Origin of the sequence: Bradyrhizobium sp. 2S1 (assembly GCF_011516625.5) — a bacterium.
GTDB lineage: Bacteria > Pseudomonadota > Alphaproteobacteria > Rhizobiales > Xanthobacteraceae > Bradyrhizobium > Bradyrhizobium septentrionale.
In genome coordinates, this window is sequence record NZ_CP147717.1 from 1,379,332 (window position 1) to 1,404,387 (window position 25,056).

Annotated in this window: 27 protein-coding genes and 2 pseudogenes; 10 read left to right on the forward strand and 19 right to left on the reverse strand. The window is 64.0% G+C overall.

What is annotated here, in order from left to right:
- Positions 1–309: 309 nt before the first annotated feature.
- A complete protein-coding gene (locus tag HAP54_RS06685) occupies positions 310–699 on the forward strand; it encodes a PRC-barrel domain-containing protein (protein WP_166299159.1) in 390 nt (129 codons plus the stop codon).
- Positions 700–871: 172 nt separating this feature from the next.
- Here HAP54_RS06685 and HAP54_RS06690 read toward each other — a convergent pair whose 3' ends face one another.
- Positions 872–1,075: a CsbD family protein gene (locus tag HAP54_RS06690; protein ID WP_166299160.1), complete on the reverse strand. Its 204-nt coding sequence runs from the start codon at positions 1,073–1,075 to the stop codon at positions 872–874.
- Positions 1,076–1,409: 334 nt separating this feature from the next.
- Here HAP54_RS06690 and HAP54_RS06695 point away from each other — a divergent pair, with 334 nt between their 5' ends.
- Positions 1,410–1,898, forward strand: coding sequence for a ferritin-like domain-containing protein (locus HAP54_RS06695; protein ID WP_166299161.1), 489 nt, complete (start codon positions 1,410–1,412; stop codon positions 1,896–1,898).
- Positions 1,899–2,028: 130 nt separating this feature from the next.
- Here the strand turns inward: HAP54_RS06695 and HAP54_RS06700 are convergent, their stop codons facing one another.
- The 5 genes and pseudogenes from HAP54_RS06700 to HAP54_RS06720 form a co-directional block, all read right to left on the reverse strand.
- Positions 2,029–2,172, reverse strand: coding sequence for a hypothetical protein (locus HAP54_RS06700; RefSeq protein WP_166299162.1), 144 nt, complete (start codon positions 2,170–2,172; stop codon positions 2,029–2,031).
- A 57-nt stretch (positions 2,173–2,229) separates the two neighbouring features.
- Positions 2,230–2,430, reverse strand: coding sequence for a hypothetical protein (locus HAP54_RS06705; RefSeq protein WP_166299163.1), 201 nt, complete (start codon positions 2,428–2,430; stop codon positions 2,230–2,232).
- Positions 2,431–2,596: 166 nt separating this feature from the next.
- A pseudogene (locus tag HAP54_RS06710) lies at positions 2,597–3,357 on the reverse strand (Crp/Fnr family transcriptional regulator).
- A 201-nt stretch (positions 3,358–3,558) separates the two neighbouring features.
- Positions 3,559–3,921 (reverse strand): PRC-barrel domain-containing protein, encoded by a 363-nt coding sequence (locus tag HAP54_RS06715; RefSeq protein ID WP_166299164.1) that lies wholly within the window; start codon positions 3,919–3,921, stop codon positions 3,559–3,561.
- 90 nt (positions 3,922–4,011) lie between these two features.
- Positions 4,012–4,218 (reverse strand): hypothetical protein, encoded by a 207-nt coding sequence (locus HAP54_RS06720; protein WP_166299165.1) that lies wholly within the window; start codon positions 4,216–4,218, stop codon positions 4,012–4,014.
- A 126-nt stretch (positions 4,219–4,344) separates the two neighbouring features.
- Between HAP54_RS06720 and HAP54_RS06725 the strand changes: the two genes are divergently transcribed.
- From HAP54_RS06725 to HAP54_RS06735, 3 genes and pseudogenes are all read left to right on the forward strand, one after another.
- A complete protein-coding gene (locus HAP54_RS06725; protein WP_224741354.1) occupies positions 4,345–4,653 on the forward strand; it encodes a hypothetical protein in 309 nt (102 codons plus the stop codon).
- A 36-nt stretch (positions 4,654–4,689) separates the two neighbouring features.
- Positions 4,690–4,848 (forward strand): hypothetical protein, encoded by a 159-nt coding sequence (locus tag HAP54_RS06730; protein WP_166299166.1) that lies wholly within the window; start codon positions 4,690–4,692, stop codon positions 4,846–4,848.
- Between the two features lie 124 nt (positions 4,849–4,972).
- Positions 4,973–5,918 (forward strand): annotated as a pseudogene (locus HAP54_RS06735) (IS630 family transposase).
- A gap of 210 nt (positions 5,919–6,128) precedes the next feature.
- Here the strand turns inward: HAP54_RS06735 and HAP54_RS06740 are convergent.
- Both HAP54_RS06740 and HAP54_RS06745 read right to left on the reverse strand, forming a co-directional pair.
- Positions 6,129–7,001: a DUF6537 domain-containing protein gene (locus HAP54_RS06740; RefSeq protein ID WP_166299167.1), complete on the reverse strand. Its 873-nt coding sequence runs from the start codon at positions 6,999–7,001 to the stop codon at positions 6,129–6,131.
- Between the two features lie 31 nt (positions 7,002–7,032).
- On the reverse strand, positions 7,033–7,701 hold the full coding sequence (locus tag HAP54_RS06745) for a Crp/Fnr family transcriptional regulator (protein ID WP_029077941.1): 669 nt from the start codon (positions 7,699–7,701) through the stop codon (positions 7,033–7,035).
- Between the two features lie 324 nt (positions 7,702–8,025).
- Here HAP54_RS06745 and HAP54_RS06750 point away from each other — a divergent pair, with 324 nt between their 5' ends.
- Both HAP54_RS06750 and HAP54_RS06755 read left to right on the forward strand, forming a co-directional pair.
- Positions 8,026–9,138, forward strand: a complete 1,113-nt coding sequence (locus HAP54_RS06750) for a cyclic nucleotide-gated ion channel (protein WP_166299168.1) — start codon at positions 8,026–8,028, stop codon at positions 9,136–9,138.
- 11 nt (positions 9,139–9,149) lie between these two features.
- Positions 9,150–9,935, forward strand: a complete 786-nt coding sequence (locus HAP54_RS06755) for an enoyl-CoA hydratase/isomerase family protein (protein WP_166299169.1) — start codon at positions 9,150–9,152, stop codon at positions 9,933–9,935.
- Between the two features lie 161 nt (positions 9,936–10,096).
- Here the strand turns inward: HAP54_RS06755 and HAP54_RS06760 are convergent, their stop codons facing one another.
- On the reverse strand, positions 10,097–10,546 hold the full coding sequence (locus tag HAP54_RS06760) for a DUF6157 family protein (protein WP_175619379.1): 450 nt from the start codon (positions 10,544–10,546) through the stop codon (positions 10,097–10,099).
- Between the two features lie 13 nt (positions 10,547–10,559).
- Entirely contained in the window at positions 10,560–11,216 is a 657-nt protein-coding gene (locus HAP54_RS06765) for a glutathione S-transferase family protein (RefSeq protein WP_166299170.1), read from the reverse strand.
- An 84-nt stretch (positions 11,217–11,300) separates the two neighbouring features.
- Between HAP54_RS06765 and HAP54_RS06770 the strand changes: the two genes are divergently transcribed.
- Complete coding sequence (locus tag HAP54_RS06770; RefSeq protein ID WP_166299171.1) at positions 11,301–12,311, forward strand: helix-turn-helix transcriptional regulator; 1,011 nt, start codon at positions 11,301–11,303, stop codon at positions 12,309–12,311.
- On the opposite strand, the gene HAP54_RS06775 is transcribed toward HAP54_RS06770, so the two are convergent.
- The 9 genes from HAP54_RS06775 to HAP54_RS06815 all read right to left on the reverse strand — a co-directional run bounded on the left by HAP54_RS06775 (position 12,289) and on the right by HAP54_RS06815 (position 21,900).
- Positions 12,289–12,699 carry a hypothetical protein gene (locus HAP54_RS06775; RefSeq protein WP_166299172.1) on the reverse strand — a complete coding sequence of 137 codons (411 nt, stop codon included), beginning with the start codon at positions 12,697–12,699 and terminating at the stop codon, positions 12,289–12,291. The two genes, HAP54_RS06770 and HAP54_RS06775, sit on opposite strands and share 23 nt — an antisense overlap.
- Before the next feature lie 78 nt (positions 12,700–12,777).
- Positions 12,778–13,476 carry a nitroreductase gene (locus HAP54_RS06780; protein ID WP_166299173.1) on the reverse strand — a complete coding sequence of 233 codons (699 nt, stop codon included), beginning with the start codon at positions 13,474–13,476 and terminating at the stop codon, positions 12,778–12,780.
- Positions 13,477–13,611: 135 nt separating this feature from the next.
- Positions 13,612–14,856, reverse strand: coding sequence for an acyl-CoA dehydrogenase (locus HAP54_RS06785; RefSeq protein WP_166299174.1), 1,245 nt, complete (start codon positions 14,854–14,856; stop codon positions 13,612–13,614).
- Positions 14,857–14,882: 26 nt separating this feature from the next.
- Entirely contained in the window at positions 14,883–16,130 is a 1,248-nt protein-coding gene (locus HAP54_RS06790) for an acyl-CoA dehydrogenase (RefSeq protein WP_166299175.1), read from the reverse strand.
- A gap of 142 nt (positions 16,131–16,272) precedes the next feature.
- Positions 16,273–17,400, reverse strand: coding sequence for an acyl-CoA dehydrogenase family protein (locus HAP54_RS06795; RefSeq protein ID WP_166299176.1), 1,128 nt, complete (start codon positions 17,398–17,400; stop codon positions 16,273–16,275).
- Between the two features lie 108 nt (positions 17,401–17,508).
- Positions 17,509–19,377 carry an AMP-binding protein gene (locus HAP54_RS06800; protein WP_166299177.1) on the reverse strand — a complete coding sequence of 623 codons (1,869 nt, stop codon included), beginning with the start codon at positions 19,375–19,377 and terminating at the stop codon, positions 17,509–17,511.
- A gap of 41 nt (positions 19,378–19,418) precedes the next feature.
- Complete coding sequence (locus tag HAP54_RS06805) at positions 19,419–20,225, reverse strand: enoyl-CoA hydratase/isomerase family protein (protein WP_166307519.1); 807 nt, start codon at positions 20,223–20,225, stop codon at positions 19,419–19,421.
- 205 nt (positions 20,226–20,430) lie between these two features.
- Complete coding sequence (locus tag HAP54_RS06810) at positions 20,431–21,189, reverse strand: SDR family NAD(P)-dependent oxidoreductase (RefSeq protein WP_166299178.1); 759 nt, start codon at positions 21,187–21,189, stop codon at positions 20,431–20,433.
- A 45-nt stretch (positions 21,190–21,234) separates the two neighbouring features.
- Positions 21,235–21,900, reverse strand: a complete 666-nt coding sequence (locus tag HAP54_RS06815; protein WP_166299179.1) for a TetR family transcriptional regulator — start codon at positions 21,898–21,900, stop codon at positions 21,235–21,237.
- Between the two features lie 174 nt (positions 21,901–22,074).
- On the opposite strand from HAP54_RS06815, the gene HAP54_RS06820 reads away from it, so the two are divergent.
- Together HAP54_RS06820 and HAP54_RS06825 are read left to right on the forward strand one after the other, a co-directional pair.
- A complete protein-coding gene (locus tag HAP54_RS06820) occupies positions 22,075–23,247 on the forward strand; it encodes an acetyl-CoA C-acetyltransferase (protein ID WP_166299180.1) in 1,173 nt (390 codons plus the stop codon).
- Positions 23,248–23,468: 221 nt separating this feature from the next.
- Positions 23,469–25,013 carry an acyl-CoA synthetase gene (locus HAP54_RS06825; protein ID WP_166299181.1) on the forward strand — a complete coding sequence of 515 codons (1,545 nt, stop codon included), beginning with the start codon at positions 23,469–23,471 and terminating at the stop codon, positions 25,011–25,013.
- Positions 25,014–25,056 lie beyond the last annotated feature (43 nt).

Consider the following 25,056-nt stretch of genomic DNA (forward strand, 5'->3'; position numbering starts at 1 on the left):
TCATCGTCCTTGTTCGCCGGTCGCTTAACGCGACGCAAAAGCAAACTCAGTTGATCCTCCAGGTCCTGGTCGCTCTCCCATGGAAAGCTGCTTCGGAAAGGTAATCGTGACCGTCGCCTCGGGGAGGTTGGAGACCTCCTGAGTCATTGCCGCGCTTTGCGAAGGCGTCGGCATCCGCACCGAACGCCTAGAACTTGATGAGGCATGGTCGTTCGTCGGCAAGAAGCAGAAGAACGTCCAGCAACTCCACTGAACAGGAACTTCTTCAAAGGCGTGAGGTTACAAATGCCTCATATGGAGGAGAAGAAAATGAACAAGTTGATTGCAGGATACGTTGTTGCGGCTGGAATGATGACAGCGGCGCATGCCGCGGAGACCATGTCGGCCGCGCCCGCTGAGAGTTGGACCGTGACCAACTATTACAAGCAGTCGGTGTACGATCCGCAGCAAAACAAGATCGGCGACATTGATGATGTGCTCGTCGACAAGTCCGGCAAGGTCAACGGTCTGGTGATCGGCGTCGGCGGCTTTCTCGGTGCGGGAGAGAAGGACGTCATCGTTCCATTCACCGCCGTCAAGACGGCGAAGAAGGACAATAAATGGTGGCTGACCCTGAACGAGTCCAAGGACGGTTTGAAGTCAGCACCGGGTTTCAAATACGACAAGGCGAGCACGACCTGGGTCCCGGAAGGCAAGTAGCCGGTCCTGGCGCAGGGATCTGACGCCGCCCGCGGGATGCGGTCACTGGAAAGCGGGGTCTCATCGAGACCCCGCGATCGCACAGGTGCCAACAGGGGCGCACCCTGCCCAACATCATTCTCTCTGGCCGAGATCCTTGCAAAAAAGCCCCGCGAGTGCGGGGCTTTTTTGCTCACCACTTCTGGCGGCCATACCAGGTGTCGATTTCCTTCTGGGCCTGGTCCTTGGCGTAGCCGTAGCGCTGCTGCAGACGGCCCTCGAGCTGGTCCTGCTTGCCGGCAATGACGTCGAGGTCATCATCGGTCAGCTTGCCCCATTGCTCCTTCACCTTCCCCTTCATCTGCTTCCAGTTTCCTTCGACTCGATTCCAATCCATCGTCGACCTCCGTTATTCAGACGACCGATCAACCGAGGCCAGAGACCTTCGTTCCTAAGCTGCCCTGCGACAGATGGGCCACGTGCTTGACCGCCTCCACAATCATGCGAGAGCACGCAACACAGTGGTGCAGATCGCTGTGTTACAAAGTGCACTTAACGGCCGACGGGTCATCCAGTGGGACGGACCGTGTTGATGCAGCTCGCGTCTTCTACGACACGGAGGAAGAAGCGATGAGGGAGTGATTCCGGCAGGCCATCAGCCGAAATAGGAACGTCGATCACGGCCATGTGTTGACGGCTTATCTGCACCATCATTGGCAACGGAGTTGACCATGGCCGAGAAAGACCTCAACGCTCTCTTCCTCGATACACTCAAGGATATCTATTACGCCGAGAAGCAGATCTACAAATCGCTGCCAAAAATGGCGAAGGCGGCTGCGTCCGACAAGCTCCGCGCCGCCTTCGAGAAGCACCACGACGAGACCGAAGGCCAGATCGAACGCCTCGAAAAGATTTTCGAGCTGCTCGGCAAGCCCGCCCGTGGCAAGAAGTGCGATGCCATCGAAGGCATTCTCGACGAGGGCAAGGAAATCATGGAGGAATACGCCGACGCGTCCGCGCTGGACGCCGGCCTGCTCGCTGCCGCCCAGGCGGTCGAGCACTATGAAATCTCGCGGTATGGCACGCTCAAAGCCTGGGCCGACAAGCTGAACATGCCGGATGCCGTCAAGCTGCTCGGTCAGACCCTGAATGAAGAAAAGAAAACCGACGAGACGCTGACCTCGATTGCCGTCTCCGCGGTGAACGCCGAAGCCGCCTGAGCGAGCGCAGATCGGTCAGCCGACTAGAGCATTTTCGGTTCCGATTAAATCGGAACCGAAGCTCCAGATTCTTGTTTTGACGCGTTTTCTTCACGCGAACCGGCGTCCACTTCGCTCGAAAACGCTCTGGTCATTTTTCGTCGTGGCTGGATCGATCGCGAATCATCTGGTCGGTGAGCTTGTCCTTGCGCCTGTTTCGATAGCGCGCGTTCAGCGTGGCGTAGATCAAGGCCACGAGGAGGATGGAGGCTCCGACAAAGACCCCGATTTCCATTCCTGGCCTCCGATGGGGAGCGAACCGTCCGCCTCGTCACCGGACCACAGCAGGTGATCACTTCGGCGACCGCAGATCGGACGAGTTGATCCACTCGTCGACGTGAGCGGCCACGGTTGCCTGGCGGGCTCTTTTGATCAGATTGTCGCGTTCGACACCGGCAGGCATGTTGCCAGCCCGCTTCAAGCTATCGGTAGCGAACTGCGCGAGCTTTTCTTGTGGGGTTTCGATTTTCTTGAAACGATCGCGCCCTTGCATGGCGTGCTCCCGGTCTGCGTTGGGCGGGAGCGATGCGGCTCTCATCACCGATAAGTGCCAAGGGCCGCCCGGTGACGCATCATCTGAGTACGATATCAACCGCCGTTCGATAACACAGGTTAGCCCCGGGAAAATAGTTTCGGCCGGCGATTTCAAATGACGCCCGTCATTTGGCCGCAACGTCCGTCGGCGTCCCGGCGGCATCGAGCTGCCGTCCCTCGTGATCCATATGCAGATAGTTCGGGTTGAACAGGCCGGCCTGCATCAGCCGGTCGAGATCGGGGACGGCGAGCGCCCTTCCCTTGAGCACGATCAGGCCGTCGGCGCGCAGCTCCTGCAGCGTTCGGTTGACGTGGACCTTGGAGAGCCCGGTGGCGTCGGCGAGATCGCCCTGGGTCAGCGGGAAGTCGCAGCTGTCGCCCTGGGTCAGGCCGGCGAGACGCAGGCGCAGCCAGATCTCGCAGAGCAGATGGGCCACCCGCTCCAGCGCGGTGCGCTGGCCGAGGCTCATGGTCCATTCGCGCTGGATCGCCGCGTTGACCAGCGTCTCCCACCAGAACGCGGTGACGATGCGGGGATGTTCGGCCGCGACCTTTTCGAAGAACTCGCGCGAGAGGTCGGCGATCGACACCGGGGTGATGGTGCCGATCGAATGATCCATCTCGCGCAGGATGAAGACGTTCACGTCGCAGATATCACCGGGCAGGAAGAACGACACCACCTGACGGCGGCCGTCCTCGAGCTGCTTGTAGCGGCAGGCCCAGCCGGACAGGATCAAATGGACGTCCTTCGGCTTCTCGCCCTCACGGACGATGTCGACGCGCGGACCGAAGTGACGGACGCGCTCGGTCGACGCGCGATTGAGAATGGCGTGGTCGACCGGCGAAAGCCGTACGACTGCTCCAATTTCCGGACTAGCGACGCCAACGACATTGGTCTCCCCGGATGCTAAATCGGGTAACCGCCGCTCCGTTTTCAATAACGTATGTTACATTGCACAGCTATTGCCGTCTGTTCACTAGTGTACACACGCCGGAGGACGCAACGGTAATGTCCTCAAGCGCGGTACAGATCCGGTGCCAGCGGGGCGGCGTCCAGCAAAACGTGACGCCTTCAGGCCGACGTCATTCAGACGAGCGGCACGCCATAATAATCGTTGACCGCGCGTGTGGTGCCGTTATCGGCCCAATTCCAGTCCCGCTCGCTACCGTATTTCGGCGCGCCGCGCAGCTGGCTCTCGGTCACGCCCGTGACGTAACCGCCCAGCCTTGTGTCGTATTTGAGCGATTGCCAAGGCAGCGGATAATGGTCGTTGCCGAGGCCGAGAATGCCGACGAAGCCGAGCACGGCGTAGGACACCCGTCCGCTTGTCTTGTCGATCATGACGCGTTCGATCGAGCCGATCTTGCGCTCATCCGATCCGTAGACCGCGGTGCCCTCGACCTTGTCGCTGCCGATGAGGTTTCCGATTTCTTTTGCGTCTGTCGCCATGTCAAATCTCCTGTGATCTTCCGAGGCCAACGATGGACCAGGATCATCGTTCCTGCCGCATTGCGCAGTTGCTGCAGGGCAAAACGACGTTCAGCCTGTCGGGGGATCGCCGCTGTCGTCAGGCGTCATGCCCGAGCCCGGCGTCTTGCCGGCGTCATTCAGCTTGGGGTCCCGCGTCGCTTCGCGTGTTTGCGACTTTCGGGGGTCGGTCTTGTGAGCGCTCTGCGCGCGCTCCTTGTCGGCCGGCTGCTCCTGACCCTTGTCGTCCTTGACGATACCGTGATTGGAATGTGCCATTGCCGATTTCCCTTAGCTGATATCCCTAAAGATGTGCGGGCCCCGACGATGAAATTCGCCGAGGCCCGTCACCGGAGTGGTCCACTGCCCCCGGGGTGAAGAGCAGTGAACACACGGGTGCTACGCATGGCGCCGGAGATCGTTCCTGCGATGCAAAAGATGAATTCGATCCGCCGATGTCATGGGTTAACGACGGCCTCCGGGGAGCATGCCAAGTATTCCCGGTTCCAGACCGGAGGCGGCATGATCAAGAAGAAACGCAACAGGGCGCGTCCCCCGGGATCGTTCGAGGACCGTCTGCAAAAATTTGCCGAAGATGCACGCCTTGCGGCACGCGAGCTGCCGCCGGGGCGCGAACGCGAAACGCTGATGAAGAGAGCCAGACAGACCGAGACGGTGATGGAAGTCAGCGAGTGGCTGACGCTCCGCAAATAAGCCGCGCCGGACACCGGCCCATAGGGAGGGGCTGCGATGATCGAGGAGAGATTCGACTCACATACACTCGCCATCATGAATTTTGCGCTCGACCGGGTTTGCGCCGAGGCGCGTCATGGCGAGGGAACGACGCTTTCCGAGCTCACTGAAGCCGGACAGCAGGCGCTGACCAAGGTCACCGCCGCGGCGGAATAGCCGGCCGCAGCAAGCCGCGGGCAACGCTGCTAGAGCATTTTCCGACCGGAATGAATCGGGTGGGGATTCCCAAAACGGCGCGAGTCAGATTCAAGCTGCATGCTGGCGAGGGAGGCCAGCATGTATGGCCAGGGCGCTTTCGGTTGATCTTCTCAAAGGGTGATAGCCGCGATTGACGGTGGCATGTCCTGTCGACAGGCTGCTGAGCGCTTTGGTGTCAGCGCGGCCAGTGCGATCCGCTGGCGCGGTCGCCTCAAGGAAGTTGGCGACATCGTTCCTAAACGCCAGGGCGGTGACCGCAAATCGCAGCGCATCGAAGCGCATTCGCAATTGATTCTGGAGGCAGTGACAGCGAAGCCGGATATCACGCTCGCCGAGTTGCGAGAACTGTTGAAACGTCGTGGAATATCGACTGGCATCGCGTCGCTCTGGCGTTTTTTCCAGCGCAGAAAGATCACACTTAAAAAAAGACAGCGCACGCCGCCGAGCAACGGCGCGGCGATATAAATGCCGCGCGTGAGGAGTGGTTCGAAGGGCAAATCGATCTTGACCCTGAGCGTCTCGTCTTCATCGACGAAACCAGCGCCAACACCAAAATGGCGCGGCTTTACGGCCGCTCGCCACGCGGCGAGCGATGTCGTGCAGCTATCCCACACGGACATTGGAAGACGACGACATTCACCGCTGGATTGCGCTCCGACGGTCTGATCGCGCCGCTTGTTCTGGACGGTCCAATGGATGGCGACGCTTTCCTGGCCTACGTCGAGCAATTGCTCGCCCCATCGCTGCGGCCGGGCGATACCGTTATCATGGACAACTTGCCCGCTCACAAGGTCCATGGCGTTCGAGAGGCCATCCGGGCGGTCGGAGCAAGCCTGCTCTATCTTCCGCCCTACAGTCCAGACTTCAACCCGATCGAAATGGCCTTCTCTAAACTGAAAGCCCTGTTGCGGGCCGCCGCAGCGCGCACCATGCCCGATCGCTGGCAAGCAATCGCCAACGCTCTCAAGCGCTTCTCACCCGAGGAATGCCAAAATTATCTCGTCGCGGCTGGTTACGACGCAACGTGATCGGAAAATGCTCTAGCCTGGACCCGTCATCCCCGCGCCTTTGTCGCTGGAGGTGCGAGCCTTGCGGTGCACTTGCACCGCTGGGCGAGCCTCGAAGGCTGCACGGCCACAGTCGGGCCGTCGACCCTTCGAGGGCCGCTGAAGAAGCGGCCACCTCAGGGTGACGGTCCACGTTCTACACGTCATCACGAGCGAGAACGTCTGCGCCTCTTACAGCGCCGCCGCCGGCACCCGGGCGCGGATCTCGGCGATCTTGCGCTTCAGTGCGGCCTGCCGCGGATCGGGCATGATGGCGGCGCGGGCTTCCGCAATCGCGGCGGCGAGATCGGGAAGCGCGAGCACGCCGTCGAAGGTCGGCTTGGCGAGCCCGTCGATGATCGCGTGCCAGTCCGCGATGCCCTGGCGATAGGGATCGCCATAGCCCTGGATCATGGTCGCGGTCTGCACCACCGCCGATGCGGCGGCCGGTTGCTTGGTGAGGCTGCGGTCGATCATGTGCAGCCAGCGCTCGACCCAGACGCGCTCCTTGGCATAGCGCACCGAGAACAGCCGCCAGCGCTTCAGGCCCGCCTCGATCCTGAGCCGGCGCACACTGAAGCGGTTGTTGGCGCTGAAGCGGATCGAGACCCTGCGGCGGCGCCAGCCGAACTGATCGAGCACGGCGAGGATCGGATCGGCAACCACCGCCGGCAAGGCGTCGATCAGCTCGTCGAGGCGAAATCGCTTGACGTCGTCGGCCGAGCGCGCCGCAAGGCCACCCGCCGCATAGACCTCGCCGAGCTTGAGCTGCGCGATCCGGATCGCATCCTCATAGGCCATCCGCTCCGCCATCAGCCGCGCGATGTCCGCGAGCAGCGCGTCATCGACGCCGCGGCGGCCGACGAAGCGCTTGAGCCGATCGATATAGAGCTGGGCGTAGCTCGTGCTCTGATAGGCGATCAACAGATGGATGGCCTCGGTGACCGCGGGCCCGAGATGATCCGGACAAGCCTCGGGCAGCACAGGCGGCCCCTCGTCCTCGTCGCCGATGATATCGGCGAAGAGATAGCGGAGCGAAGCCAGGAGACTATCGTCATCCGGCACTGCGGCGCCTCCAGAACTGGTCACGGCGGGCTCATGCAGGTTTTGGCTCCGCAACCTGCGGCGTGGTGTGTTGCGCGAGCCGCTGCTCGAGGGTCGAGATATTCTGGAACAGGCGGGCGCTGAACAGCCGCAGGAGGTAGAAGCCGAACGCCGGGTTCTGGACGTAAAGCTGCTCGACCTGGTCATAGGTCACCGACAGCACCATGCCGCCTTCGACGCATTCCAGCGTCTGGGTCCGTGTGTTCGACGGCGACAGCATGCCGAACTCGCCAACGATGGCGCCGACCGGCAGTTCGATGCCCGATTCGACCAGGCGGAAGCGGCCGCTGACGATGTAGAACATGCTGTCGGCCTTCTCGTCCTTGTAGAACAGGACCTCGCCCGCCGTGCATTTGCGCTCCGTCGTGAAGGGCTTCAGCCACTCCATCGACAGATCGCTGTTGACCGATTTCTTCACGTTGCGGACCAGCTGCAGCATCTGGTGCAGGCGGTAGGTGTTCACCGGCAGCAGCACGGAATGCAGGATCAGCACGGCGTAATTGTGGGTCGGGATCGCGGTCGCGATCAGGATGATGTTGGTCAGGATGGCGAACACGCGCAACGGGATCATGGTCCGCATCGACAGCGTGGCGACCACGAAGATCGATGCGAAGAGACTGCCGGCGGCGCCGGCGTGTTCCGCGAGGTGTGAGGTGTCCATCGGAAACCAACCAATGCTCAAGAAGTGAATAGATCGTCTTATTAGTCGCTTCATTCCGGCCGGGGTCGCATCGCCCGCCAGCATCCCTGATATACGGTGAAAAAGCGACGATTTGTCCGATTTCTCACATTCGCGGGCGCAAAATCGGGGCAGGATGGTTAGGCCTTTTGGGCCATTCGTCCAACGAACGGGTGTCCTGCTGACTTGATGCCGCGAACGGCCTGCGCGTTGACGGCCTCAAGGAGGACGGGCACGTTGTGACGCAGGCTCCGCCGCTCGCGGGGTCCGATTCCAGCAGTTCATCGACAGGCAACCTCCGTCCTGATGTCCAAGCGGCTCGTCCTTCCGGCTTTGACTGCCTTCGTTTCGGCTACCGCCGGCCGCAACATGACCACGGCGGCCTATGTCGCGGTCGCGACCGGCGTCGCCATGATGACGCTGCTGACGGTGCAGCCGGCCTATGACGCCGCCCCGCACTGGATCGATGCGCTGCTCTCGGTCTGCCTTGCCTATTTCGTGTTCGAATGGGTGGTGCGGCTGCGCCATATGCGACGGCAGGGCAAGCTCTGGTTCTACGCGCTGTCCAGCGCAGGCGTGGTCGATGCAATCGGCGCGCTGGCGGTGCCGCTCGCCTTGCTCTCCGGCCTGGAGCCGAAGACGGCATGGCTGTTCGGCGTGCTCTGGGTGCTCAAGGTGGTGCCGGGCATTCCCGGCCTGCGCCAGCTCCGGCGCGTGCTGGTGGTGGAGTCCGGCCCGCTGCTCAGCGTGCTCGTGATCTTCCTGATGGTGGTGTTCCTGGCTTCCGTTGCGGAATATTTGCTGGAGCGGGACGTCCAGCCGCAGACCTTCGGCAGCGTGCCGGCGGCATTGTGGTGGGCGGTGGTGACGCTGACCACGACAGGCTATGGCGATGTGGTGCCGATCACCCCGCTCGGCCGCGTGGTCGCCGCCATGGTGATGATCTCGGGCCTCGGCGTGTTCGGGCTGTGGACCGGTATCCTGGCGACCGGCTTTGCTGCGGAAACCCGGCGCGACAATTTTCTGAAGACCTGGGAGACCGTCAGCAAGGTGCCGTTCTTCGCGCATCTCGGCCCGGCCGCGATCGCCGACGTCACCCAGGTGCTGCGGACCATGGACCTGCCGCCGCGCACCATGATCATCCGCAAGGACACCAATGGCGACTGCATGTATTTCGTTGCCGCCGGCGAGGTGGAGGTCGACCTGCCCGGGCGCAAGGTCAAGCTCGGCGAAGGCGCGTTCTTCGGCGAGATGGCGCTGCTCGGCAACGCCAAGCGCGCCGCCAGCGTCGCCACCAGCAAGGTGACGCGGCTGTTGGTGCTTGACCTGGTCGATTTCCGCCTGTTGATGGCAAGGCATCCCGATCTCGCCGAGACCATCGACGCCGAGGCGAAGCGGCGCGAACGTGAGAACCAATAATGGAGACCAAGATGGCTGACGCGGCCGACACCGCCAGCGGACCCGTGCTCGAGATTGCGGAGGCGCGCGCCACCATCCGCCTCAACCGGCCGAAGCATCTCAACCGCCTGCAGGCCGAGGACCTCGGCGAGCTCCTGAAACTGTTCGACCGGATCGAGGCCGATCCTGCGATCCGCGTGCTGGTGCTGACCGGAACCGGCCGCGCGTTCTCCGCCGGCTACGACCTCAACTCGGTGGCCGAGCGCGCGGTGAGCGCCAGCGAGCAGCAGAGTGCGGGCTCGGCGTTCGAGGTCGTGGTCAACCGTCTGGAAGATCTGGCCGTGCCGACGATCTGCCGGCTCAATGGCGGCGTCTATGGCGGCTCGACCGACCTCGCGCTCGCCTGCGACTTCCGGATCGGCGTCGATACCGCGGAGATGTTCATGCCGGCGGCGCGGCTCGGTCTGCACTATTACACCAGCGGCATCAAGCGCTACGTCACACGGCTCGGCGTCGACAACGCGAAGATGCTGTTCCTGACCGCCTCGAGGATCACCGCGCCCGAGATGCTGCGGATCGGCTACCTCACTGCGATGGTGCCGATCGACCTGCTCGACGAGGAGGTCGACAAGCTTGCAAATGTTTTGGCCGGCAATGCGCCCAAGGCGATGGCCGGCATGAAGCGCGCGGTCAACGAATTCGCCCGCGGCGAGCTCGATGCAGCCCCAGCCGACGCCCGCCACCGCGACAGCATGCGCGGCGACGAGATCAAGGAAGGCATCAAGGCATTCGCCGAGAAGCGGGCACCGAAGTTCTAACGCAGCGCTCCAAATCGATAGTACCGTCACCCTGAGGAGCGCGCTCTTGCGCGCGTCTCGAAGGGTCGACGGCCCGAGTGTGGCCGTGCATCCTTCGAGACGCGCTACGCGCTCCTCAGGATGACGGGCTTAGCAGCGACGCGCGACGCTTCACCCTCCCCTTACGCCCGCTTCGACCGCATCGCACGGACTTGCGCGATCTCCGGATCGCCGGCGAGGGCCTGGTAGCGCTTGCTGTCGACCGCGTAGAGCGCGATGCGGCCTTCGGCATCGGCGTGGACGCCCCAGCCGAAGCGTTTGCCGAGCGGCGAGGCGCGCATGCAGGCCTGGCCGCGCGAGAAGAACGCCTCGCGGGCGAGGCTGCGTTCTTTCTTCGCCGCCTTGTTGTTCGCAGCCTTGGCATCGAGCGCGCGGCCGGCCGCCGACGTGGCGAACACCACGTCGTCGGATGTGTATTGGTACGGCGCGCCTGATATCATCCGGTATTGCAGCACGGCGACGGTCGGCTGGCCGCCGCGCGGCTGTGGCTCCTCACCGCTCCGCGCCGGACAATCCTCCGCGATGCGGATGAAGGTGTCGAAGCAGTTGGTGCTGTGCAGCGTTTTCGTCATCACAACGCTCGTATCACACTCCGACGGCCACAGCATGCTGCGCCGCCATCTCGTCGTCGGCTTCCGATATCCGTACAAACGCCGGGCGCGCGGTGATGCGCTCGGCATAGCGGACGAACACGTCCCGTTTAGGAACGATGCCGAACATCATGGTCCAGCTGAGCGCGATGCCCCAGAGGATATCGGCCGCCGTGATCTGCTCGCCGAGCAGATAGGGCACTTTCGCGAGCTGCGCCTCCAGTGCGCCCAGCATGGTGTCGTAATCGGCGTAGGGCGACTGGGTGATCGGCGCCGGCTCGCGCTTCATGAAATGGTCGATCACGGCCGGCTCGAACCAGGCGCCGTAATAGGCGATCCAGCGCAGATACGGGCCGCGGCGCGGGTCGTTGAGCGCGGGCGTCAGGCCTGCCTGCGGAAACAGATCGGCGAGATAGATGAAGATCGCGACCTGCTCGGTGACCAGCGCGCCGCCGTGGCGGATCGCCGGCACCTTGCCGAGCGAATTGATGGCGAGATAGGCGTCCTTGCGCTGCTCGCCCGCCTTCATGTTGAGGACATGCAAATCATAGGGCGCACCGAGTTCCTCGAGCAGCACGCGCGTGCCCGTGGCGCGGCTTTGCGGCGAGTAATACAGCATGACGCGGTCGGTGGTGGTTGTCGCGGTGGTCATGGGCAGTCTCCTTGCGCCGTCGGGCGGCATGGCCTCCTTATGTCCGCCTATACCTGACATCTTGTGTCAGGTATGCTCTGCGACATGCGCGCAAGCCGGCTGTTTTCCATCCTCACCACCCTGCAGGCGCGGGGACAGGTCACCGCGCCCGAACTGGCCGAGGCCTGCGAGGTCTCGGTGCGCACGATCTATCGCGACATCGATGCGCTCTCGGCCGCCGGCGTGCCCGTCTATGCCGACCGTGGCGCCGAGGGCGGCTATCGCCTGCTCGACGGCTATCGCGTGCGGCTGAACGGGCTGTCGCAGGACGAGGCCGAGGCGCTGTTCATGGCCGGCCTGCCCGGCCCCGCCGCGGCACTCGGCCTCGACACCGCGATGGTCGCGGCGCAGAGCAAGCTGATGGCCGCGCTGCCGGAAAATCTGCGGCCCAACGCGCGGGGCATGCAGCAGCGCTTCCATCTCGACGCGCCCGGCTGGTTCGGCGAGACCGAGGAGCCGAAGCATCTGCGCGCCATTGCAGCCTCAGTGCTGCGCGAAAATCTGATCGAGATCCGCTACCAGAGCTGGAAGGCCGAGAAGCGGCGGCGGGTGGCGCCGCTCGGGCTCGTGCTGAAGGGCGGCAGCTGGTATCTCGCCGGCCTCGTCGACGGCAATGTGCGCACCTATCGGGTGGCTCGCGTGCTGGATTGTGAGACACTTGAGACGCCATTCGCGCGGCCGGCGGAGTTCGACCTCGCCGCCTATTGGCGCGCCTCGATCGAACGGCTTGAGGCCGAGCTGCATCCGAACCAGGCCACGGTGCGGCTGTCGCCGTTCGGGCTGAAACTGTTCGATGCGCTGGCGCATCCTTACGTGAAGGCGCGGATGCAGCTTGCTGACGGCACCGAGCCCGACGGCTGGCGGGTCGCCACCATGCCGGTCGGCAAGACGGTGTGGCATGCGGCGACCGAGCTGCTGCGGCTCGGCGCCGAGGCCGAGGTGATCGCGCCCGCGGAGTTGCGCGAGAAGATGGCCGAGCTGGCGGGCGCGATGTTCGCGCGCTATGCCGAGACGCAGGCGCGCCGGCCCGGCGCTAGTACCGGCTATCGGAGCTGATCACGAAGCGGTCGAGAAAATTGACCGGTAGGATCTCGAAACGGTCGAGCGTCAGCGTAATCCCGGTCACGAAGTCGATGCCCTTGATCGTGCCGTAGAGATCGATGCGCCGGCCGCGGCGCAGGCCGCGCGTTTCAGGATGCTGCTCGATATCGATATGGGCATAGATCGGATTGTCGAGCCGCGAATGGCGGTGCCAGCCGCGCTGCAGGAAGCTGAACTGCAGCACCGAGCCCGCACCCCAGTCGATCGCGTCGAAGAAGCGGGTTTCCCAGGCGACCGGCTGGCCCAGATAATGCGCAGCGATGAACGCGTCGCGTTCGAGCGCGGGGAGACGGTGCAGCTGCCTGTTGATCCTGCCCGCCGTGAGCGAGGCGTCGTTCGCCATTGTTCTTGTTGTCGCTTTTTTTCTTGTCGTTTCTTGTCTTGGTCGCTTTTGTCCCGGGCGGACTCAGCCTTCGGGGAATTATACGTCCACGAATGTGACAGTATCTGCCACGGTCGCACGCGCGGTGCGGTAGCTGTTCACCTTGTGCGCATGATCGGCATAGCCGAACGAGATGCCGCAGACAACCCGGCGATCGTCGGCCAGGCCAAAATGGCGGCGGATCAGCCCGGAATGGCGGGCGATCGCGGCCTGCGGGATGGTGCCGAGCCCGAGCGCCTGCGCCGCCAGCATGAAGTTCGAGACATAGCCGCCACAATCGATCGCGCCGTAGATGCCGAGCGGCTCGTTGGTGTGGATCACGGCAATGTGGGGAGCGCCGAAGAAATTGTAGTTCTCCAGCGCCTGTTTGGCATAGGCCGCCTTGTCGCCCCTGGTGATGCCGAGCGTGTTGTAGAGCTGGAAGCCGCTTTCGCGGCGGCGCTCCAGATAGACCCCGACATATTCGCGCGGCGGCGTGAAGTCGTAATCTTCGCCGAGACCGCGCGAGGCATCGGCATAGATCGCCTTGCGGAACCGTTCCTTGGCCTCGCCGGAGACGATCAGGACCTGCCAGGGCTGGCTGTTGCACCAGGACGCGGTGCGCTGCGCGGTGGTGAGGATGTGCTCGATAATTTCGCGCGGCACCTCGCGCTGCTGGAACGCGCGCACCGAGTAACGCTCGTTGAGCAGCTCCTCGAGCGCGCCGATGCGATTGGTTTCCTTCACGACAGCGTCCATCGGTGCTCACTTTCTTGCCCCGGACGCAGCGCAGCACGAAGTGATGCGCTGCTGAGCCGGGGCCTATGCAAGAGGTGGGTCCCGGCTCTGCGACGCAGCACTTCGTGCCGCATCGCGTCCGGGACACGAGAATCTTCAACGCCCCTTGGTGGGGATCTTGTTGTAGGGCACGTCCTTGTCGACCCGGATGTCGCCGGGAAGACCGAGCACGCGCTCGGCGATGATGTTGCGCAGGATCTCGTCGGTGCCGCCGGCGATGCGCATCGAGGGCGATGACAGCAGCATCTGCTGGAACTGGCCGTTGGCCTGCTCCTCATCGGTGCCGGTGAGGCTGCCGGCCGCGCCCTCGAGGTCCATCGCATAGGTCGCGATGTCCTGCAGCATCAGGCCGGAGACCAGCTTGCCGATCGAGTTTTCCGGACCGGGCCGCTCGCCCTTCGACAGCGCCGAGATGGCACGGTAGCTGGTATATTTCAGCCCGCTCGCTTTCACCGCCCAGCTCGCGAGCTTGGAGCGCACCGCCGGATCGTCGATCGCAAGCCCGTCCTCCAGCATCAGATTGGAGCAGAACTCGAACATCTCGGGGACGCCGGTCGCGAGCCGCGAGCCGATCGACATGCGCTCGTTCATCAGCGTGGTCAGCGACACGCTCCAGCCCTCGCCGACCGCGCCGAGGCGCTGGCTGTCCGGGATCACGACGTCGGTGAAATAGACCTCGTTGAACTCCTGCATGCCGTTGGCCTGCTTGATCGGCCGCACCTCGACTCCGGGGCTCTTCATATCGAGGAAGAACATGGTGAGGCCCTTGTGCTTCGGCACATTCGGGTCGGTGCGCGCGATCAGCAGGCCGTAGTCGGAATAATGCGCGCCGGAGGTCCAGATCTTCTGGCCGTTGACGACCCAATTGTCGCCCTTCTTCTCGGCGCGGGTGCGCAGCCCCGCGACGTCGGAGCCGGCCGACGGCTCGGAGAACAGCTGGCACCAGATCTCTTCGCCCGACGCGAGCTTCGGCAGATAGCGGCGCTTGGCGTCTTCACTGCCCCAAGCCATCACGGTCGGGCCGCACATGCCCTCGCCGATCTGGAACGGTTGGGTTAATTTGCCGTAGACGCCCTCTTCCTGCTGCCAGATCACGCGCTCGATCGGGGTGGCGCCGCGGCCGCCATATTCCTTCGGCCAGTGCAGGCAGGCCCAGCCGCCCTCGGCCTTCTTCTTCTGCCAGGCCTTGCCGACCTCGACCATGTCATGCCTGGCGAGCTTGATGCGGCCGAGCGAGGATTTTGACAGTTCCTCCTCGAACTCCTTCGGCGCATTGGCGGCGACCCAGCTGCGGGCGAGGCTACGGAATTCGGCTTCCTGCGGCGTGTCATCGAAATTCATGGCGAACCTCTTTCAGTTGCGCGCGGTCAGGCGCGGCCCTTGGTCGGGATCTTGTTGAAGGGAACGTCCTTGTCGACCCTGATGTCGCCGGGCAGGCCCAGCACGCGCTCGGCGATGATGTTGCGCATGATCTCGTCGGTGCCGCCCTCGACGCGGGTGCCGGGCGCGCGCAGCAGCATCGCCTGGAATTTGCCGGCGACCTCGGCATCCTCTACCCCGCTCAGCGCACCGGCGGCGCCCTGCAGGTCGAGCGCGTAGGTCGCGACGTCCTGGATCATCGAACCGGCGACCAGCTTGCCGATCGAGTTCTCCGGCCCCGGCCGCTCGCCCTTCGACAGCGCCGAGATCGCGCGCATGCTGGTGTATTTCAGCCCGCTCGCCTTCACCGCCCAGTTCGCCAGTTTCGAGCGCACCGCGCGGTTCTCGATCGCCGGGCCGTCCTCCAGCATCAGGCTGTTGCAGAAGTCGAACAGTTCGGGGAAGCCGGTCGAGACGCCGGCGCCGATCGACATGCGCTCGTTCATCAGCGTGGTCAGCGACACGTTCCAGCCGTCATTGACATTGCCGAGCCGCTGCGAGTCCGGAATCCGGACGTCGGTGAAATAGACCTCGTTGAAGTCGGAAGCGCCGCTCGCCTGCTTGATCGGCCGCACCTCGACGCCCGGGCTCTTCATGTCCAGGAAGAACATGGTGAGGCCCTTGTGCTTCGGTACGGTCGGATCGGTGCGGGTGAGCAGGATGCCGTAATCAGAATAGTGCGCGCCCGAGGTCCAGATCTTCTGGCCGTTGATCACCCATTCGTCGCCATGCTTCTCGGCGCGGGTCCGCAGGCCCGCGACGTCGGAACCGCCGGCCGGCTCCGAGAACAGCTGGCACCAGATCTTCTCGCCGGAGGCGAGCGGCGGCAGGTAAGAGCGCTTCTGCTCCTCGCCGGCGAACGCCATCATGGTCGGGCCGCACATGCCGTGACCGATGATGAACATTGAGCTGAGGCGGCCGAACGGGCCCTCCTCCTGCTGCCAGATCACGCGCTCGATCGGCGATGCGCCGCGGCCGCCATACTCCTTCGGCCAGTGCAGGCAGGCCCAGCCGGCATCGGCCTTCTTCTTCTGCCAGGCCTTGGCGACCTCGAGGATATTGGCGCCCTTGAGCTGGAAGCGGCCGAGCGAGGCCTTGCGCAGCTCTTCCTCATATTGCTTGGGCGCATTCGCCGCGATCCAGGCTTTCGCCTCGGCGCGGAATGCGGCTTCCTGCGGAGTGTCGTCGAAATTCATGACTCTGTCCTCTCCTGCGTTCCCCGGATGCGGCGCAGCACGGAGTGGTGCGCTGCTGTTCCGGGGTCCATAGTAGCCCGATGGGTCCCGGCTCTGCGGAGCAGCGTTTCACGCTGCACCGCGTCCGGGACACGAGCACCCCTTACGCCGCGTTCTTCTTGCGCATGCGGTCGATCAGCGCGTCTTCCCAATAGGACAGGCTGCCGAGGCCGAGCGCCACCGCATTGGCGCGGCGGTAGTACATGTGGCAGTCGAACTCCCAAGTGAAGCCCATGCCGCCGTGAACCTGGATGTTGTTCTTGGCGCAGTGCTGGAACGCCTGCGTCGCGCTGATGCGCGCGGCGGCGGCGGCTTCCGGCAGCTCGCCGGCATTGGTCGAGAGCGCCCAGGCGCCGAAATAGCAATTCGACCGCGCCAGCGTCGCCGAGACATACATGTCGGCCAGCATGTGCTTCACCGCCTGGAACGAGCCGATCGGACGGCCGAAGGCGATGCGGTCGAGCGCGTAGTCGCGGCCCATCTCCAGCGCGCGGTCGGCGCCGCCGACCTGCTCGAACGCGGTCAGCACCGCGGCGCGATCCAGCACCTGGGTGATCACGCTCCAGCCCTCGCCAGTGGCGCCGAGCGGCTCGGCCTTGGCGTCCTTGAAGGTGATCTCGGCCTGGCCGCGGGTCAGATCGATGTTGGTGAGCGACTTGACCTCGACGCCTGAGGCCTTGAGGTCGACGATGAACAGCGAGATATCGGATTCACGTCCGCTCGAGCCGGTGCGCGCGGCGACCACGGCGAAATCGGCGATCGCACCATCGGCGACCGGCTTCTTGACGCCGTTGAGCACGCCGCCATTGGCAGTGACCTTGACCGCCTTCGGCGACGGGTTGCCGTGGCCCTCGAACAGCGCGAGCGTGCCGATGGCATCGCCGGAGGCGATCTTCGGCAGCCACTTCTGCTTCTGCGCGTCACTTCCGGCGATCAGGATCGCTTCGGCGGCGAGATAGACGGTCGACGAGAACGGCACCGGCGCCAGCGCGCGGCCCATTTCCTCGGCGATCACGCAAAGCTCGAGATGGCCGGCGCCCGCGCCGCCGAACTGCTCCGGGATCGCGACGCCGAGGAAGCCCATCTCGGCAAGGCCCTTCCACAGCGCCTTGTCGTAGGGCACCTTGCCGTCGAGCACTTCGCGCACGGCCTTGGGCGGGCATTGTTCGGCGAGGTACTTCCGCGCCTCGTCGCGCATCTGCTTCTGTTCGTCGGAGAAATCGAAATTCATGGCGCTACCCGCGTTGTTGCTTGGCTTCGTGGGATGGGTGGAGCGAAGCGATACCCATCGATTGCTTGGTCAGATGATGGGTTTCGCTGCACTCTACCCATCCTACGGTCAGTTCAAAACGATCACCTCGTCGCCGGGCTTGTCGGCATAGAGCTGCTCGACCAGCGCGGCGCGGCGCTCGAGGCCGGCGCGCTGGTTGATGTAGCCCTTGTCGGTGAGCTCATTGCCGTCGATCGACGGCGGCTCGACCATCAGCATCGCACGTGCAATGCGCATGCTGCTGCCGGTGGTCGACGCGTTGTGGGCCTGCAAACCCTTCTTGAGGCAGGCCACCACGTCGGGATGCCGGATCACGTCCTCATAGCTCGCGTCCGCTTTGCCGACGAGCTGACGGCAGGCATGCAGGTTCGGCCAGCACAACAGGCCGATGAACTCACGGTCCTGCCCCGCCACCAGCGCGTCATGCACGACCGGCGTCGCGGCCGCGATCGCATCGGTGCGCAGCGAGCCGACATGGACGAAGGTGCCGGTGGTCAGCTTGAAGTCCTCGACCACGCGGCCGGCGAAGATGATGCCTTTCAGCGGGTCCTCGGGATCGACGAACACACCGGCATCGCCGATGCAGTAGAAGCCTTCCTCGTCGAACATCTTGGCCGTGAGATCGGGCTGGCCGAAATAGCCGGGCGTGACATTGACGCCGCGCAACCGCAATTCGTATTTCGCGCCGCACGGCACCATCTTCAGCTCGACGCCGGGGAACGGCAAGCCGATCAGGCCGACGCGCTCGGTGTCCCAATAGGTGCCGGTCGAGGTCGGCGCGGTCTCGGTCGAGCCCCAGCCGGTGTAGAACACGATGCGCTCGCCAGTGGTCTTCACCGCCAGCGTCTGCATGCGGTCGTAGAGATCGTCAGGCAGCCGCGCGCCGCCATAACCCATGATCGCGAGGTTCTTGAAGAAGCTCTGGCACAGTGCTTCGTCCTTCTCCATGACGGCTGCGAGCGCGGCATAGCCGGCCGGCACGTTGGCGTAATAGGTCGGCGAGACCTCGCGTAAGTTCCTGATGGTCTCCTCGAGCTGGCCCGGCATCGGCCGGCCGTCGTCGATATAGAGCGTGCCGCCGTCGACCAGCACCGGATTGAACGCAGCGTTGCCGCCCATGGTGTGATTCCACGGCATCCAGTCGAGCACGGTCGGGATCGGCCCAGCCGTTTCACGCGGGCGCACCTGCATCATCATCGCCGCATTGGCGCACATCATCTCCTGGGTGTTGATGACGGCCTTGGGCATGCCGGTCGAGCCCGAGGTGAACAGCAGCTTGCCGACGGTATTGGGCGTGATCTTCGCGATGGACTCACCGACCGCGGATGTCACCGGCGTTGCGGCAAGCTCGGCAAAGGCCACGCTCTTGATGCCCTCGCACGGACGCAGCACGTGAATGACGGTGATCCCTGTGAGATCGATCGCCTTCAGCGCCTTCTCGAAGGCAGGTCCATCCTGCACCATCACGACGGCGGGCTTGATCAGGTTGAACAGATATTTGAGCTTGAGATGATCCTGGCTCATCAGCGAATAGGCCGGCGACACCGGCGCGGCCGGCAACCGTGCCTGCATCGCCGCCTGCGTCATCAGCGCATGCTCGATCGAATTGCCCGAGAGGATCGCGACGGGCCGGTCTGCACCAATGCCGAGATCGAGCAGGCCATGCGTCAGCGCATCGACGGTGCGTTTGGCTTCGCCATAGGAGAGCTTGCGCCACGCTCGGTCGGGACCGCCACGCTGCGCGAGCCAGATGCGCTCCGGCGCCTGCGCCGCCCATTTGGCGAGATAGGCCGGAATGTGCGTCTCATAAGCCTGGAGCGGAATCCGCGACTGCAGCACGACGGTGCCGTCGTCGCGCCGCTCGACCGCGATGTCACGCGCGAGCCAGTCCACCTTGCGAAAGGCGGGTTTTGTCAGCATCGCCGCGTCACCATCCATTTTGCGTCTCCCGGAATTTCTTGTCCTTTGCGGACTTTTTGTCAGCGCCTGATATAGACAGGCTTTCGTTTCTCAAGGAAGGCCCTGATGCCCTCCTGAAAATCTTCCGAACGGCTGCACAGCACCTGATTGCGATCCTCCATCGCAATCACGGCTTCGATCGAGCCGGCATCGACGCTCATGTTGATGCATTCCTTGGAGAGGCGGAGACCGACCGGCGAGGCCGTCATCATCGCCTCGACATAAGGATTGGCGGCGGCGTCGAGATCGGCGGCCTCGACCACCTCGGAGACAAGGCCGACGGCGAGTGCGCGATCGGCATGGATGAAGCGCCCGGTGAGGATCAGTTCGGACGCGACGGAGACGCCGACGAGGCGCGGCAGGAAATAGCTGGTGCCGATGTCGCAGCCGCCCAAGCCGAGCTTGATGAAGGCGCAGTTCATCCGCGCATTCTTTGCGGCGATGCGGATGTCGGCGGCGAGCGCCAGCGCAAAGCCGCCGCCGGCGGCCGCGCCCTGCACCAGCGCGATGATCGGCTGCGGACAACGCCGCATCAGCATCACGATGTCGGCAATGCGGCGCTGCGAGTCGAGCGACTCGGTGACGCCGGGCGGCTCGGTCTGCCCGCCGCGGCGCGCCATCGCGTGCTTGAGGTCGAGCCCGGCGCAGAAATTCGCACCGGCGCCCTTCAGCACCACGACGCGGGTGTCGCGGTTGCGCTGCAGGCCCTGGAAGTAGCTGTTGAGCGCATCGATCATGGCGGGATCGAGCGCGTTCAGGCTGTCGGGACGATTGAGCGTGACCCAATCGACCCCGTCGTGATGTTCGATCAGCAGCGGTTGAGACACGCGCATGGTCCTCCCGACCGTTCAGCGAACGCGATGCTCGTTACTGTGCCCTCTCCCCTTGTGGGAGAGGGCATGTTCGCTATTAGCCTTGCATTCGGTTGGGTGAGGGGTCTGTCTCCGCGGGGAGAACCCCTCATCCGTCGCGGACTACGTCCGCGCCACCTTCTCCCACAAGGGGAGAAGGGAAGTACGGCGGAATTCGCCGTTAGCGCGGCGCCATGCGGATGGCACCGTCGAGGCGGATGGTTTCGCCGTTGAGCATCGGGTTCTCGACGATGTGGACGGCGAGGTTGCCGTACTCCGAGGCATCGCCGAGGCGGGCCGGATGCGGCACCTGGGCGCCGAGGCTCTTGCGGGCTTCTTCGTTCAAGCCCATCAGCAGCGGCGTCAGGAACAGGCCGGGCGCGATGGTGTTGACGCGGATCTTCAGGCTGGCGAGGTCGCGCGCGGCCGGCAGCGTGAGGCCGACGACACCGCCCTTCGAGGCCGAATAGGCGATCTGGCCGATCTGGCCTTCATAGGCCGCGACCGACGCGGTGTTGATCGCGACGCCGCGCTCCTCGCCGATCGGGGCTTCGGTCGCCAGCCGCTCGGCGAACAGGCGCAGCACGTTGAAGGTGCCGATCAGATTGACGTTGATGATGCGGACAAACTTCGCCAGCGGATAGACGCCGTCCTTGCCGACGATGCGCTGCGAGCCGCCGATGCCGGCGCAGTTCATCAGCACGCGCGCGATGCCGTGGGCGTCCTCGGCCTTGGCGATCGCCGCCTTGATCGCGTCCTCGTCGGTGACGTCGGCGTGCAGGGCGACGCCCCTCACTTCGGCGGCGACCTTCTCGGCGTTTTCCTTGTTCTGGTCGATCACGCCGATCCTGGCGCCCTTGGTGGCCATGGCGCGGGCGGTCGCGGCACCGAGGCCGGAGCCGCCGCCGGTGATGAGAACGGCAACGTCTTTCAACTGCATGGAATAGCCCTTCCTTGAACGTTTCTTCTCTCAACTTCGAACTTGTTATCCGGCGGCAACCGCCGCCGTTTCCTTATCGGGATTGAGCACGCCGCCGAAGATCAAGGCTTCCATGTGCTTGATGTATTCGCGGCAGACCTCGTCGGTGACCGGACCGACGCCGACCGCGCGCGACATCGCGTGGCGGCCGAAGAACAGATGATCGCAGGCGCCAATCAGGCTGGTGTAGAACAGCACCGGATCGATCTTGCGGAACTCGCCGGCCTTGATGCCTTCGGCCAACAGGCGGCGATGAAAATCCAGGAGCGGCGCGACGAAGAATTTCGACACCTCGTCCGGAGCGCCTGCCGAGCTCTCGTGCAGCAGATAATGGATCAACCGGTTCATATAGGGGAACTGGTGATAGGCGCGGATGATGCCGCCGATATGCAGCCGCAGCTTCGCGGATGGCGAGATCGGCTGCGCCAGCAGATATTCGAGTTGCGAGATCTCGGTCGCGGCGTCGCGCGCCAAGAGCGCCAGCAACAGCCCGTCCTTGTTGCCGAAATGATATTTCACCAGCGCGGCGTTGACGCCCGACTTCTGCGCGATGTCGGACAGCGAGACCTCGATCGAGGCGCGCTCGATCATCAGCTCGCTGGCTGCCACCAAAAGCTTGTCCGCAGTGGCGTTTTTGCCCGCAGCAAGTTTCGTCGGTACGCTGGTATTCAACTGCGCTCTGGTCCCGCTCTTGGTTCCGGGTTCGCCGGTAAATCGAGGCCGCACATAAGCCCATGGCGGGGCTGCACTCAAGAGTTAATTGATTGATTGACTAAATGCGGAGCCGCCCCTTAAATCCGGCCCAACTTTCAAAACCGCCCAATCAGAACATCAGGGAGATCAGACATGGCCGAGGCATACATCGTCGCCGCCGCTCGCACCGCGGGCGGCCGCAAGGGAGGGCGTCTCGCCGGCTGGCATCCGGCCGATCTGGCCGCGACCGTGCTCGATGCGCTGGTCGAACGTTCCGGCGCCGACCCGGCACAGGTCGAGGACGTGATCATGGGCTGCGTAATGCAGGCCGGCGAGCAGTCCAACAACGTCGCGCGCAACGCGGTGATGGCCTCCAAGCTGCCGGAGAGCGTGCCGGCGACCTCGATCGACCGCCAGTGCGGCTCCTCGCAGCAGGCGCTGCACTTCGCGGCGCAGGCCGTGATGAGCGGCACCATGGACTGCGTGATCGCCGCCGGCGTGGAATCGATGACCCGCGTGCCGATGGGGCTCGCCTCCTCGCTGCCCGCCAAGAACGGCTTTGGCCATTACAAGAGCCCGGGCATCGAGGCGAAGTACCCCAACATCATCTTCAGCCAGTTCACCGGCGCGGAGATGATGGCGGAGAAGTACGGCCTGTCGAAGGATGAGCTCGACGAGTACTCCTACAACAGCCATCAGCGCGCGATCGCGGCGACGCAAGCCGGCCGCTTCAAGGACGAGATCGTGCCGGTCAAGATCACCCGCGCCGACGGCTCGACCGATACCCACCATATCGACGAGGGCATCCGCTTCGACGCCAGCCTCGACGGCATCAAAGGCGTCAAGCTGATCGCCGAGAACGGCAAGCTGACCGCGGCGAGCGCGAGCCAGATCTGCGACGGCGCCTCCGGCGTGATGGTCGTCAACGAGAAGGGCCTCAAGGCGCTTGGCGTCAAGCCGATGGCGCGCATCCATCACCTGACCATGATGGGCGGCGACCCCGTGATCATGCTGGAAGCGCCGCTGCCGGCGACCCAGCGCGCGCTGCAGAAGGCCGGCATGAAGGTCGACGACATCGACCTGTTCGAGGTCAACGAGGCCTTCGCCTCGGTGCCGACCGCGTGGCTGAAGACCACCGGCGCCGATCCGGCGCGCCTGAACGTCAACGGCGGCGCGATCGCGCTCGGCCATCCGCTCGGCGGCAGCGGCACCAAGCTGATGACCACGCTGCTGCATGCGCTGAAGCAGCGCAACAAGCGCTACGGCCTGCAGACCATGTGCGAAGGCGGCGGCATGGCGAACGTGACGATTGTCGAGCGGCTGTAAGAGCGCCTGACCTTTAAGAAGCGTTTGAGAGGCCGCAAGAGCCTCCATACAAAAGGTGTCGTCCCGGCCTTGAGCCGGGACCCATAACCACAGGTCGATGTGGCTATGGCGAGCTGAGGCCCCAGCTCATTTCAATAAATAAGATCGGTGGTTATGGGTCCCGGCTCCCGTGCGCAATTGCGCACTAGGTAGGGACGACCACCTTGTTTGAGGAACGCCTTGTGACCCACCCCTCCATCCACGCGCGCAACCATCCGAACAAGATCGCCTACCAGATGGCGGTGTCCGGCAAATCCATCACCTATCGCGAGCTCGACGAGCTCTCGAACCAGGGCGCGCATCTGTTCCGCTCGCTCGGCCTGAAGGCCGGCGACCACATCGCGCTCTTGATGGAAAACCGCCTCGCCTTCATGGAGATCTGCTGGGCGGCGCAGCGCTCAGGGCTCTATTACACGGCGATCAGCCGCTACCTGACGGAAGATGAGATCGCCTACATCATCAGGGATTGCGGGGCGAAGGTGTTCATCACCACGCCGCAGTGCGCCGACAAGGTGAAGGGCCTGATCAAGGGCGAGCCCGGCGAACCGCTGTTCTACATGATGGACGAGCCTGCACCGGGCTTCCGCTCCTATGACAAGGAGGCCGGCGCGCAGCCGACCACGCCGGTTGCCGACGAGGTCGCGGGCTACGACATGCTGTATTCCTCCGGCACCACCGGCCGGCCCAAGGGCATCAAGAGGGAGTTCGAGGGCAACCGGATCGACGTGCCGAACCCGTTCCTGCGGATTCTCACCGCCGACATGTGCGGCATGAACGCCGACAGCATCTATCTGTCGCCGGCGCCGCTCTATCACGCGGCCCCGCTGCGCTTCAACATGATGGCGACCGTGCTCGGCGGCACCTCCGTGATCATGGAGCATTTCGACGCCGAGGAATTTCTGAAGCAGGTCGAGAAGCACAGAGTGACGCAGTCGCAGCTGGTGCCGACGATGTTCGTGCGCATGCTGAAGCTGCCCGATGAGGTGCGCAGCCGCTACAAGGTCTCCTCACTGAAAGGCGCGATCCACGCCGCGGCGCCCTGCCCGGTCGACGTCAAGGCGAAGATGATCGAATGGTGGGGACCGATCTTGATCGAGTATTATGCGGGCTCCGAGGGCAACGGCGTCACGGTCTCGACCTCGCAGCAATGGCTCACCCATCGCGGCACGGTCGGCCGCGCCGTGGTCGGCAAGGTCAAGATCCTGGACGAGAACGAGGAGGAGGCGCCGACGGGGCAGATCGGCCAGGTCTATTTCGCCGACGCGCCCGCCTTCACCTATCACAACGATCCCGAGAAGACGAAGAAGGCCTACAACGCCAAGGGTTGGTCGACGCTCGGCGACGTCGGCTATCTCGATGAAGAGGGCTTCCTCTACCTGACCGACCGCAAGAGCTACATGATCATCTCCGGCGGCGTGAACATCTATCCGCAGGAGACCGAGGACGTGCTGATCACGCATCCCGCGGTCTCCGACGTCGCAGTGTTCGGCGTACCGAACGAAGAGATGGGCGAAGAGGTCAAGGCCGTGGTGCAGCCGCACGACATGACCAAGGCCGGCAAGGCGCTGGAGGCCGAGCTGATCGCGTTCTGCAGACAACATCTGTCGCCGATCAAATGCCCCAAGAGCATCGACTTCGAGGCGGAGCTGCCGCGGACGCCGACGGGGAAACTGGTGAAGCGGCATCTGCGCGACCGGTATTGGCCGAAGCCGGCGGGCAAGGCGTAGATCGGCAGGTGAGCGCGGTGCCGCCGCCCTCCCCCACCCTGCA